Origin of the sequence: Roseibium sp. SCP14 (assembly GCF_040329475.1) — a bacterium.
Taxonomy (GTDB): domain Bacteria; phylum Pseudomonadota; class Alphaproteobacteria; order Rhizobiales; family Stappiaceae; genus Roseibium.
On sequence record NZ_JBDZYH010000007.1, the window covers coordinates 21497 to 34481 of the forward strand.

The 12985-nt window shown below is 54.5% G+C and carries 9 protein-coding genes; 4 read left to right on the forward strand and 5 right to left on the reverse strand.

The window, feature by feature from the left end:
• The 5 genes from ABLQ08_RS24550 to ABLQ08_RS24570 form a co-directional block, all read right to left on the reverse strand.
• Entirely contained in the window at nt 1-1002 is a 1002-nt protein-coding gene (locus tag ABLQ08_RS24550) for a Gfo/Idh/MocA family protein (protein ID WP_352947736.1), read from the reverse strand.
• 597 nt (nt 1003-1599) lie between these two features.
• Nucleotides 1600-2874 (reverse strand): plasmid replication protein RepC, encoded by a 1275-nt coding sequence (repC, locus tag ABLQ08_RS24555; protein ID WP_352947739.1) that lies wholly within the window; start codon nt 2872-2874, stop codon nt 1600-1602.
• Nucleotides 2875-3236: 362 nt separating this feature from the next.
• Complete coding sequence (gene repB / locus ABLQ08_RS24560) at nt 3237-4241, reverse strand: plasmid partitioning protein RepB (protein WP_352947740.1); 1005 nt, start codon at nt 4239-4241, stop codon at nt 3237-3239.
• The gene (gene repA / locus ABLQ08_RS24565; RefSeq protein WP_352947743.1) at nt 4241-5482 is read right to left on the reverse strand and encodes a plasmid partitioning protein RepA; all 1242 of its coding nucleotides are present in this window, start codon (nt 5480-5482) and stop codon (nt 4241-4243) included. Before repA ends, repB begins: the two co-directional genes overlap by 1 nt.
• Before the next feature lie 536 nt (nt 5483-6018).
• Nucleotides 6019-6645 (reverse strand): LysE family translocator, encoded by a 627-nt coding sequence (locus ABLQ08_RS24570; protein WP_352947746.1) that lies wholly within the window; start codon nt 6643-6645, stop codon nt 6019-6021.
• 520 nt (nt 6646-7165) lie between these two features.
• On the opposite strand from ABLQ08_RS24570, the gene ABLQ08_RS24575 reads away from it, so the two are divergent.
• From ABLQ08_RS24575 to ABLQ08_RS24590, 4 genes are all read left to right on the forward strand, one after another.
• A complete protein-coding gene (locus tag ABLQ08_RS24575) occupies nt 7166-8179 on the forward strand; it encodes a C-terminal binding protein (protein ID WP_352947748.1) in 1014 nt (337 codons plus the stop codon).
• 126 nt (nt 8180-8305) lie between these two features.
• Nucleotides 8306-9058: a DeoR/GlpR family DNA-binding transcription regulator gene (locus tag ABLQ08_RS24580; protein WP_352947750.1), complete on the forward strand. Its 753-nt coding sequence runs from the start codon at nt 8306-8308 to the stop codon at nt 9056-9058.
• A gap of 87 nt (nt 9059-9145) precedes the next feature.
• The gene (locus ABLQ08_RS24585; protein ID WP_352947752.1) at nt 9146-11602 is read left to right on the forward strand and encodes a GcvT family protein; all 2457 of its coding nucleotides are present in this window, start codon (nt 9146-9148) and stop codon (nt 11600-11602) included.
• Between the two features lie 282 nt (nt 11603-11884).
• A complete protein-coding gene (locus ABLQ08_RS24590; protein WP_352947755.1) occupies nt 11885-12904 on the forward strand; it encodes a putative 2-aminoethylphosphonate ABC transporter substrate-binding protein in 1020 nt (339 codons plus the stop codon).
• Nucleotides 12905-12985: the final 81 nt, after the last annotated feature.

Consider the following 12985-nt stretch of genomic DNA (forward strand, 5'->3'; position numbering starts at 1 on the left):
TCAAAATCCTCCATAGTCAACGCGGACTGCTTTTCCGGACTGAGCCGCTTCGCGGACCGCCAGAGCAACTGCGAGTGATTTTACGCCATCAACACCATCAGCGGACGGGCGTCCGTTGCCCGCAACAGCGCCGGTGAACAAACCCAGCGACCGATGATAAAGATTATGACCGTCAAACGGGACGTTCCGTTCTCCCTCGGCGGTCACAATCCGGATCTGACCGACTGGTTCCTGGGTCATTACGTTTCTTGCAAAAACCGACCCCTTCGATCCGTGAATTTCGATACCGGTTCCGGCGAACTGGTGGGTGAAACTCTCATGCGCCTGTACCATCGCCCCCGAAGGCATGGACCAGACAGACATTACGCTGTCCTCTACGCCCTGCCCCATTCCCGACGTTCCCGCCTTGGCGACGACCTCAATCGGATCTTCTCCTAGGTGGAAACGGACCGTGTCTGCATCATGAACTGTAATGTCAGGAATGACGCCGCCACCTGCGGCCGCGTCATTTATGCGCCAGCCTCTGAGGTGTTCAGGCAGGTTGACCGCGTGGAAAACCCGCGCACTCAGTACCTCGCCGATACGTCCGTCCTCAATGAGGCCCCGGATCGCCAGATGCGAACCGGCATTGCGCAAATGATGGTTGGTTGCAAAAACCACGCCCTTTTCGGCGGCAAGACGAACCATCCGCGCCGCATCGTCCAACGTCATGGCCAGGGGTTTTTCGCACAGCACATGCTTGCCGGCTTCGATTGCCGCCAAAGCCTGCGGATAATGCTTCTCATTGGTCGTCGATATGTACACCGCATCGACCGTATCATCTGCGAGCTGCGCATCGAGATCTGTAAAGCTTTCGGGAATATCGTGCTCCCGAGCAAACGCAGCACCACGCTCCGAACTGGAACTTAGAACGGACTGAATGCCCGCACCGTCCTGCGCCCGAATTGCGTCAATCATGTAGCTCGACGCTATCCGGCTCGCGCCAATCAGAGCCCAACGCATGAAGTCCTCCCGAAATCTTTTGGAACGTTCCAATTTGTTGAATCGAGTTCTACTGGAACGTTCCAATACTGTCAAGGCAAATCAACTCACTTCGAACCCGTTTGATCCGACAATGAGCGCATCAGTTAGCTCAGGGAAAGTGCAAGCCATTGATGTTTCGGCTTAATCTCCCCTGAAAATCACAGAGAAGACGACGTTCAAGCCAGTAGCCCGGATGTACTCCCAACTCGCGGCCTGATTTGCTCATCGATCCATTTGGCAAAGGAGTTGAGCTGGTTTAGCAACTTCAGCTTGCTCGCTATTTTCCGCCCCTACATCAAAATCTGTATTACGACGAAACTTTACCAAGCGCGCTCTGCCGTCTGCACCAAAATCCGGTTTTGTCGGGCACTTAACCCAGGTGCCTCAGTATTCAAGACCTCGTGCAAACGCAGAACCTTGCGATTGGTCCGAACACCATTCATCGCCTTGCGAACGTTGTTTTTCCCGCGCGCCGGCCGCGGAAGCGATGGCCAGCACGAGGAAGAGCAAACCAATGCGGCGGCTGCCAGCTCGAGCCGACTTTCAAAACCCGCTGTTTTCACGGCGACCACCGGATCAGCCTGCTGCCAGTCCGAACAATGAGCGCGCCAAGGCCAACTTGCCTTCCGCCGCGCGATCGCAGCACGCCCGGAAGTATCCACCAGGCGAGCTTATCTTGTTGGGATCGCGCAACGCTTTTTCCGCAACAACCGCCAATATCGCCGTTGCTGTCTGCCGGCCAAGCTTCCCACAAGCATCCGCGTAAGCTGTTTCACTCAATCCGATACCGAGCCTGAGAACCTCGGCGGCGGACAACAACTCCGGCCAGCTGTCAAAGGATAGTCCAAAATCACTTTGAACGGCCGTACACGCACTTTCCAGCAAAGAGATCGAAACGCTGTCTAGAGTTCCCGAATGGTCGGAAAACCTCCCTTTTGGACGCTTCTGCTCGCGATCAAGAGGTGTTTTAGCCCCACCCCGCTCCGCTTGCTCCCTTTCAGGAGCTATTTCGTCGCCGTAGGCGGCGTTAGGCTTGTTAAATTGTTCTTCCGCGTTAGCGGATGGCCTTTTATTTAAACAAGAGTCTTGAGAGCTTGTATTAAATAAGGGGGTGACATCTGTGTCATACTCGGATGACATATTTTCATTTTTTGCTGGCTGATCCTTATTTTTCCAGTCCTTGTTCAGTGCCTCGACAAGCAGGTCGTAAAGATTCTGTAGGTCAGCAGCTTTCTTTTGGACGGTCATTGTACTTTCAAGGATGGCCATCATCTGATCATGGAAATCACTCAAATCAACATCGTCCGTCGCTTCGACTATATCCACGATCGCCCTGGAAACCTTGGTTACAGACCGTCGAGCTTCCCTGTCGGCATTGAGTTTGGCTTGCCATTCATCAGCCAGTTTCTTGATTTCGTGGTAGCGAACACGTGCAGGTGTGAAATCAAGGCCATATGCATAGGTGATTTCACCCGTATCGTTGCGGTGAACCCACCGCCGGCCGGTGGAACTGTCGCGATAGGCCAAAACCTGAGCCTCAACGAGCTGCTTAATGGCTCGAATAACCGTCCGCTCGCTCCTTCCGACATAGGCTGCCAGTTTTTCGTTGGAAATCGCCACAACCGGCCGATTTCCACCCTTCCAGTCCTCCGGTTTTGACAAACCAAGAAGAATATCCAGTACATGATAGGCAGTTGAAGCAAGTCCCAGAGGTTGAGCTGCTCGTTTCAGGGCAATTGCAACTTCGGATTTGCCGATATCGGGAATGTCGTTGGACATTGCCAGGCGTTGGGACGCAAGCATCCCCGGCGTCACCTTCCTGAAGGAAGAAACGTTCGAAACAGTAGGCATAATAACCCCCGTTCACCGGCACGTATCAACGTGCGGCGTTATTCAACTCGGGAGGTTCAACGGGAAAATACCGGCAGAAATCCACCGTTCGCACAAGACAGATCTTGCACGTGATTCGGAATTAGCCTAAACAGAAGTGTGTCGAGGTTCCTGTTTGGGCTTTCCAAGTTGAACCGTGAATTAGAGACTGAACGGTTGCCGCCGTTTCGGTCTCTTTTCATTTCTAGCTTGATGTTTTCGTCGCCAAAATTCCTTTTCGCTCTGAACTTCCGTTCCTGTCTTCATCGGTGATTGTGAGGCTGAGAAAATTGGCTCTCGTCAATCACCTGTCCGAACTGAGTTTCTCAATCACGGACCGTTTTCTAGTTGCTTCCACCACCTGATTTCGTCCGGCCATTCAGAAAATCGTCGTGAAAGTCTGAGAGATTTTCGCTGAGCCAGGCCGCAAACTCCGTTTCGGACTTCGGAATGGAGAACGTGGTCGCCGATGCCGTTTTCTTCACCTTGGCAACAATTGTTCCGTTGGACATGATTTCGGCCGAAGTCGCATCAACCACCGGCGGCCTAGCCGCCCGGCCGCGCGCCGCCGTTGTCGCGATCGCCAGTTTTTCCTGCGCCGGAGCCCGACGGAAATTATCGTTCTCTAGAATTCTCCGGATTCGTTCTTCCGATTTGGGATCGTCAAACAACTTGGCAAATTCCATCCAGGCTGGACGGCCGACATTCTTTGCCCGGCCAATCGCACGGATGATGTCGGACGGAACGCCATCAGCAACTTTCAACATCAGTGAAATCACTGCCTGCCCCTGGCCGAGCAGCGGTTGCATCTCGCGTTGCTTGAGACCTGCCTCGCGCAGTTGAACCGCCCATAGCGCCATTTCGGCGAAAGTCAGGTTCTCCCGCACGCCATTCTCAAGCGACTGTTCCTTAATCAGCTCGGCATCCGTCAGTTTCCGGACATGGGCTTTGACCTTGACGCTCTCGGGCTTGGCCGCATCTGCCATCAGGGACTGAATGGCCAACAAACGCCTGTGTCCGTAGGCCAGCTGGTATCGATCCTTTTCAACCGGATGCGGTCGAACCAAGATAGGGATCTTTTGACCTTCATTTCCGATCGAGAGCTTCAGTTCGTCAAGGGCTGCTGCGGCCTCTTCATCCGTCTCGAACCGGTCTGAATAAGGACTCGGGTCAATTTTGGAAGGATCCAGCGACACGATGCTGTCTTCGCGCATATGCGACAAAGCCCGGCCCATGGAATTCACGACCGGTGCCGTCACACGCTGGTTCGCAGCCGATTTCGACGGATCTTTCTTTTGCGCGGCAGCTGCGGTTGCATCCGACATCATTTTTACGATTGATTTTTTCATCAGCGACCCTCCCTGCCCCAAACTTGCTTGATCATCTCCAGAATTTCAGCGTTCACCCGGTCTGCGCTTTCAAGTGCACGCTTCAGGGTCTCACGTCCGATTTCACCCGGCTCAATCTCGTAAAGCGTTTTCTTGGCAACGCCCGCCGATGCAATGGCTGTCGACTCGATCGCTTCGGCCACCAATACGTCGGTGCCGAAAAGGTCGCGCATCGTTCCGGACATGATCTTCTGCGGACCGTCATTCGGATTGACCCGGGTCAGAAGAAACTTCGTGAAGTCATGCTCGAATACGGCTCCACCTTCCGAAAGCGTGTGCGTGACGTCCGAGATCATCTTCAGGAACTGGGAGCATGAGGACACGTCGAGCATTGCCGGATGAACGGTAATGATCAGCCCCGTCGCGGCGTAGAGAGCCGCCATGGTCGTGTACCCCAATGAAGGCGGCGTATCGAGCACAACGACATCGTAGTTTTCTTCAACCGACTGGATCACAGCATCCAGCCGTTGGAAAAAGAGCCCAAGCTCGTCGGTTGTGCGTTCGGCCAACGCGGTCGGCGTATCGTATTCGAAGTCCATCAGGCGTAGGTTTCCGCAGGCCAGATGGATGCCGGGGAAATAGGTCTCGCGAATTACTTCGGCAAAGGGAACACGGTAATTGTCGTAACGAAGGGCGTCGTATGTGGTGTCGGTCCGCTCGTCCTCGTCTTCGCCCGAACGAAGATCCCGGTCCGGTTGAATTCCGAACTTTGTTGTCATGGATGCTTGCGGATCGAGATCGACGCACAAAACGCGATATCCCTGCAATGCAAGGTAATGCGCCAGGTGCACCGATGTTGTGGTCTTGGAACTGCCGCCTTTGAAGTTCGCCGCTGCGATCACCTGCAATTTCTCGCCGGGTCGGCGATGAGGCAGAAGCCGGAGTGCATCGTCCGGCCTCAGATCCGCCAGATACGCGCGCAGCTCCCAAACCTGTTCGATGGTATAAATTCTGCGATTGTTTTCCGAGCGGTGCGGCTGAGGACCACGGCCCTCCAGCGTCAGAGTGCGTAGCGTGCTCTCAGGGACACCAAGGAGGCGAACGAGATCCGTTGTCGAGAACGTGCGGCCATATACTTTTTGCGCTTCCGGCGGATATGCCATCTCGCGCATAGTTTGCAGACGATCGGAGAGCCTCTGAGTAAAATCCTCGATCTTTGCAATTGTATCGCGTTCGCCGGTAAAATTCTCGCTTAAAGCCATTGATGCTCTCTGACGGTTTGATATCCGTTTAGCTCAAATACTCCGTCATAGATGCCTAAATCCCATATTCCGTGCAAGATATTTTAAGTTAACAAGATCTTAACAGCGCGTTGCCGAACGCTACGCTCGACTTGACAGCACCGGATTTCAATCGGGGCTCCCCACCAGAACGGCTATGCGCAAGACCAAGAGCCATGCTCCTAAAATATACTTTTCATTAACGTTTTCAGATAATTGAACCAGCTTTTGCTCACGTTTGTTTATCCAGATGAGTCGCTACCGTGAATCCTTCCGCCCGGGGAAAACGAGAGTGAAAAGAATCCCTTGGATGGAAACAACTGGTTCCTGAATTCATGGCCTTAGGTAAGGTTCACAAAGAAATAGAATCGAATCTGTCAGAAGCACTGACATTTTTGACAGCAGGCAATCATTGAAGGATTCGCCTCCTTGTTTCCTTCCACCAGCAGGTGAATTCTCCGCGTCGGCCTCAGGAAATTACAAGTGTCGATTGAGGTGACTCTTTCGCCATAAGCGCCTTACCGTTCCTGTAACGCCAACCGGGCGCCCAGACCGCAATAGATGCTGCCGACCACTTTGCCCTGCCACCTCAAAACAGTCGGATTACGGCGTAGGAAACTGCCGAGACTTCCCGCACCTATTGCAAAGATCACTGTGCTCAAAAGACCAAGCAGCACAAAGACCAGCCCGAGAACAGTCAACTGGACCGCGACATAGCCACTTCCCGGCTGCACAAATTGCGGCAGAAACGCCAGGAAAAACAGCGCAGTTTTAGGATTCAGCACTTCCGCGAGGATCGCCTGATGGAATGCCTGGCGTGCGGTTATCCGAAGCGCCCCTCTTGCAAGGTCCGTAGGCGCTTTTTCAAGTATCGCGCGAATACCCAGATAAACGAGATAGGCAGCGCCTGCATATTTGATGATGCTGAAGAGCAGCGCCGAAGTCGCAATCACCGCTGAAAGCCCAACAACGGCCATCAGAGTGTGGAGCAGATCCCCCGCGGCAATTCCCGCCCCTGTCGCGATACCGACCTTCGTTCCTGAGCTCGTTGCTCGTGCCAATGTCAGAAACGTTGCCGGGCCAGGAATAAAGACAAAGCCGAGCACGATAGCGACATAGGTCATGAGTGTGGTCGGATCTATCACGGACTGGCCCTCCAATTCTCTTACTCTCGCGCCCAAAAAACCACAGCTTCGAATTGAAGACAATCAGGTTCAGTCCAAGGGAAGCACGAAGAAACCAAGGGGAGTATGACCTGCAACAAAGCCGTCCTGCTGAAGCAAACCAGTCTATAGGCCCACCCTATCGATCAATCAAAAATCATGATTTTGGGAATAGATAATTTCGCCGCACAATTGATTGGTAGATGGAGTTTTAGCTTCGACAAAAGGCTGTCTTCAAAGTGAAGATCCTCTTCACACCCGCGAATTTTTCCCGCCTTGGCCGGAACGGTCCAAGGTGTTCCTCCCCAGACTGCGAGGCTTGCCAAGCCTCGCATTTTTTTGACGGAGCAAGGTTGACGTCGCCAGAAGCCCAGTTTGTCAGTATCTCCGGTCAGCGATGAGAAAACTGTTCGCATCCACGTCAATCGACCTTGAACCTAGCGCGCGTTTTCAAAGATCAGAATGCCGCAACCACTGATGCAGTTGAATTGGAGATTGTTTCATGAAAATCGTTCGGACGGACCGGGAACTCCAGCTTCCTGTCGTGGATTCTGAGCTACGCAAAGCCGGTCACAATCTGGTTCTTCTGCCCGACGGTATTGCCGAAGACGAGTTGCTACGCGAAGTCGCTGACGCAGACCTTCTGCTGAAATGCTACACGCCGATTACCCGCCGGGTGATCGAGGCCGCAAGGAACCTGCGCGGCATCGTGAAATATGGTGTCGGCATTGACGCAATCGACATTCCAGCCGCCATCGAGCACGGAATTCCGGTCGTCAACATTCCCGAATATGCGGAAGAAACGGTTGCGGAAGGTGCATTTTCACTGATGATCTCGCTGGCAAAGCGCCTGCCTGCGTTGGGTCGGCAGATGCAAGCCGAAGGTTGGGCCTGGCCTGAACCCGAATGGATCGGGCGGGATCTCGCCGAAAGCACTGTCGGCATTATCGGTCTGGGAAAGATCGGACGCAGCATGGCCAGAATGGCCGGAGCGGGCTTCCGGGCAAATGTCGTCGCCTACAATCCCGGCATGTCGAGCGAGGAGATGACCAAACACGGCGCCCGCAAGTGCGAGACGCTTCAGGAGTTGCTGGAGCAGTCCGACTTCGTTTCGATCCACACGGTGCTAAATGACGGTACCCGGCATCTGTTGGGAGAGGCCGAATTGCGGTCCATGAAACCCAGCGCCTGTCTGATCAACGTTTCGCGAGGAGCGATCGTTGATGAAATGGCACTGATCAAGGCGCTTGACGAGGGCTGGATAGCCGGCGCCGGACTGGACGTCTTCAGCATGGAACCGCTCGCCTTGAAGGATCATCCACTTAGTCCGCTCTTTGGCAGGGACAATGTCATTCTGACGCCACACCTCACCTTCTATACCGAGCAGGCAATGCTTAGACTTGAGACCGAAACATTGGACCGGTGCCAGGAGCTGCTCAACGGGCATCCGGTTCAGGTCAAATCGAGAGATCCGCGTCTTCGCGCACAATCGGCAGGCGTAACTTTCTCAAGCTGACGTGCATATTGGCAACTTCACGACAAACGCGCTGTTTTCGACAAGAGTTGCACGCCAGGAATCCGGGCCTTGCTCAGCTTGGCAAAATTTGGCATTTTAAACATTGCAAAATGAGAAAGTGCCAACATGCTTCCAGACGAACGATACGCAGTCATTCTCAATGAGGTGAACCTGCACCCGGCCGTTTCCATCCGGTCGCTGACGGAGCGTCTGGGAGTGTCGCGGGAGACGGTGCGCAAGGACATAGAGTTTCTTGCCGGTCAAGGAAAGCTTGCGCAGGTACGCGGTGGTGCGGCGCGTGTTGTTTCAAAAGAAGCCCCGATGAGGGATCGCGTTCAGCGCAATGCCGACGGCAAGTCCAAAATCGCAGCACATGTTTCGTCGATGATCCCTGACGGAGCCTCAATCATCATCGACAACGGCTCATCCACCCTCGAAGTTGCGCGCCAATTGGTCAATCATCGCAAGGAATTGCAGGTAGTTACCAACGATCTGAAACTTGCTGAACTGATTGCGCCGGCTTGCCGCGAGGTCGTGCTTCTGGGGGGGCGGATGGACCCCGCCGAGATGGCGACATTCGGGCTGGAAGTGTTCGAGAACCTCGCCAGATACAGGGCGGAGTTTGCGATCATAAGCGCCGGAGGGATCAGCGAACGGGCTGGTTTTACCGATTTCACCCGGGATGCCGCAGATCTGCGCGCACGCATGTTAATGCAGGCGGAAACCGCAATGATCCTGGCAGACAGCTCCAAGTTTGGCGTTGTTGGCAAGATCGTCATGCCACGGTTTCAAGACGGGACATTGCTGATAACCGACGCTGCCCCTCCATCCGAATTGTCAAATGTTCTAAGCGATTTGCAGCTTCAAATTGGCAGCTAACTTGCCATAACTTGAAAATATTTGCCAAATATTGCCAAATATGAAACTCTCCAGCGGAAACCCTTTCCTGATGCTGGAGATCAAAAGATGGCTGAGACGAAGCTTCCCGGAAGCGCGCAATACGTAATCATTGGCGGTGGTATCGTCGGGTGCTCAGTTGCCTATCACGTGGCAAAAATGGGTCACACGGACATTGTCCTCCTCGAACAGGGGCAACTCAGCTGCGGAACAACATGGCATGCAGCCGGACTGGTAGGCCAATTGCGCAGCACACCGGCAATGACCAACCTGATCCGGTATTCAACGCATCTCTACTCCGAGCTTGAAGCGGAAACCGGACTGGCCACCGGCTGGAAGGAATGCGGCTCGGTTACGGTCGCCCGCTCCGACGAACGCATGACGATGCTGCTGCGAACGGCAGCCGCCGCACGAGCGCAGGGCGTGGAAGTCGAGGTCATTACGCCGGCAGAGGCCGCTGACAAATGGCCGGTCATGCAAGTGGATGACCTAAAAGGCGGGCTCTGGATGCCGGGCGATGGCAAGGCGAACCCGACGGATCTGACACAGTCTCTTGCCAAAGGCGCGCGCCTGCGCGGTGCGCGGGTGATTGAAGGGATCCAGGTCACAGACATTCTGACCCGCGGAGACAGGATTACCGGTGTGGTCACCGACAAGGGCTGTATAGAGGCTGAGGTCGTCGTCAATTGCGCAGGTCAATGGGCGCGACAGATCGGCAAAATGTGCGGTGCCAACGTACCTCTGCACTCAGCCGAACACATGTATATCGTGACCGAACAGATCGAGGGCGTGAATCCCGATTTGCCGGTGCTAAGAGACCCGGACGGCTATATCTATTTCAAGGAAGAAACCGGCGGTCTCGTCATGGGAGGCTTCGAGCCGGAAGCCAAGCCCTGGGGAATGAAAGTCATTCCGGATAACTTCTTCTTTCAATTGCTACCCGACGACTGGGATCAGTTTGAGATTTTGATGGAAAACGCTCTTGTCCGTGTGCCGCAGATGGGCAACACGGGTGTACGGGAGTTCTACAACGGACCGGAGAGCTTTACTCCGGACAATAATTATCTCTTGGGAGAAACTCCCGAGGTAAAGAATTTCTTTGTCGGGGCCGGCTTCAATTCGATGGGAATTGCAAGCGCCGGCGGTGCCGGCAAGGCTCTGGCGGAGTGGATCGTCGAAGGTGCTCCAACGATGGATTTGTTTGCCGTCGACATCCGGCGGTTCGCCGACTTCAACAACAACCCGACGTGGCTCCACGATCGTGTCAAGGAAGTGCTTGGCCTGCACTATGCCATGCCATGGCCGAACCGGGAGCTGGACAGCGCCCGTCCATTCCGGCGCTCCGCTCTTTATGACCGTCTTGCTGCAAAGAACGCCGTATTTGGATCAAAGATGGGTTGGGAACGCGCCAACTATTTCGCGACCTCCCCGGGCAACCAGACCGAGTATGGCTTTGGCCGTCAGAACTGGCACGAGACGGTTGGCGAAGAACACAAGGCGGCACGGGAGGGTGTTGCCTTGTTCGATCAGAGCTCGTTCGCCAAACTGCTTGTGCAGGGACGCGATGCCTGCGATCAGCTAAACCGAATCTGCGCCGGTAACATCGACATCGAAATTGGCCGAACGGTTTATACCGGTCTTCTAAACAAGCGCGGCGGCTATGAAAGCGACCTGACGGCTTTGCGGTTGAAGCAGGACGAGTATCTCCTGATCACCGGTTCTGCGCAGGCAGTTCGGGATGCTGACTGGCTGCGCAACAACGTCGATCCAGAAGCCCATGTATTTCTGACAGATGTGACCGGCGCCTGGTCGGTTCTGGCCCTGATGGGACCGGCTTCGCGCGACGTTCTCGCCAAGGTCACGCAGTCCGATCTTTCAAATGAAGCCTTTCCCTTTGGAACCGTGCGCAAGATCGATCTCGGATACGCAGCAGTGCTTGCCAACCGCATGACGTATGTCGGCGAATTGGGATGGGAGTTGATTGTTCCTGTCGAATTCACCGTCGGAGTTTACGAGGACCTGATGCAGGCCGGCCAAGCCCATGGCATCCGGGATGCCGGGTACTACGCCCTTGAAGGATTGCGGATTGAGAAAGGCTTTCGGGCATGGAGCCGCGAACTTACCCCTGACATCACACCTCTGCAGGCCGGATTGAGTTTTGCCGTCGACTTTGAAAAAACATGCGATTTCATTGGCAAGGACGCTCTTCTTGCCGCCAAGTCTGACCCGGAACATCTGAACACCCGTATTGTGCAGATGGTGTTGAAAGACAGTTCACCACAGCTTTGGGGCGGCGAATCTGTCCTTTGCAACGGCACTGTCATTGGCGAGGTTCGCTCTGCCGCCTATGGTCATACCCTTGGTGCGTCGACTGCTTTGGTTCAGCTCAACGCACCTCAAAACGTGACTGCCGAGTATCTGTCGGCGAACGACTGGGAAATTGATCTTGCAGGTGTAAGGCATCCGGCAACTCCATATTTGCGAACGCCGTATGACCCGCGCGGTGAACGGGCGCGTTTCGGATAAGCACCTGAACTTAAATAAAGTTTCCCATCGAAGCGACGGCGCGGAGCTGCACGATTAGCCTCCTAAGGGAATTTTGATTGTATCCTGGTGTTTTAAATCCAATACCGGGATACTCTTCTTTTTGCTCAAGTTGCAATTGCGTCAGAAAGCGCCATAAGCTCAGCCTATGATATGGTAGACATAATCGATTTTTTTTGTGCTGAGAACCTGCCAAACTGATTGCTTCAGGATGAAGGAGACAAAGAATTTCCAATTTCTGATTACCGAATGGAGGAGAACGTGATGAGGAATACAAGGACCTTTTTGGCTTCCTTGGCGGCGAGCATGTTGCTGGTTGCCCCGGTAGCGGCCGAAACCGAGCTGACAGTCTACACCGCCGTCGAGGCAGAAGACCTCAAGCGCTACGCCGAGAAATTCAACGAAAGCTATCCGGACATCAAGATAAACTGGGTTCGGGACTCCACCGGAATTATCACAGCAAAGCTTCTGGCCGAACGCGACAACCCGCAGGCGGATGCCATCTGGGGCCTTGCGGCAACATCGCTGCTTCTGTTGAAGTCCGAAGGCATGCTGGAACCTTACGCCCCGGTCGGAGTTGACAAACTCGACAAGAAATTCGTCGACGGTGACAATCCCCCGGCATGGGTTGGTATGGACGCCTGGGTGGCCTCGGTTTGCTACAACACGGTAGAGGCCGAAAAAGCCGGACTGAAACCGCCAACTTCCTGGAAGGACCTGACGGATCCGATGTATGCGGGCCACGTCATCATGCCAAACCCGAATTCCTCCGGAACGGGCTTTCTGGACGTCTCCAGCTGGCTGCAGATGTTCGGTGAAGAAGGCGGCTGGGAATACATGGATGCGTTGCATGATAACATTGCGCGCTACACTCATTCCGGCTCCAAGCCATGCAAGCTGGCGGCGGCAGGTGAAATCCCGATCGGCATTTCCTTCGCATTCCGTGGCGCAAAATCCAAAGCCGCTGGCGCACCGCTTGAAATCATCGTACCGAGCGAAGGTGTGGGCTGGGATATGGAAGCCTCTGCCATCGTCGCAGGAACCGCAAATCCGGAAGCTGCCCAGAAACTCCTTGACTTCTCGGTGACCAAGGAAGCCAACGAAATGTACAATTCCGGCTATGCGGTTGTCGCTTATCCGGGTGTTGCGAAACCGGTTGAGCATTTCCCCGAAGGGCTGCTGGACGCGATGATCGAAAACGACTTCGAGTTCGCTGCGAACAATCGCGATGCCATCCTGAAGGAATGGCAGTCACGCTACGACGGCAAGTCGGAAGCGAAGTAACCAGATGAAGAGCGGAGGTGGTTGCGCCTCCGCTCGTCTTGTTCGTCTTATTCTTTCCAATTTGCCAGCCCCCGGAACGCC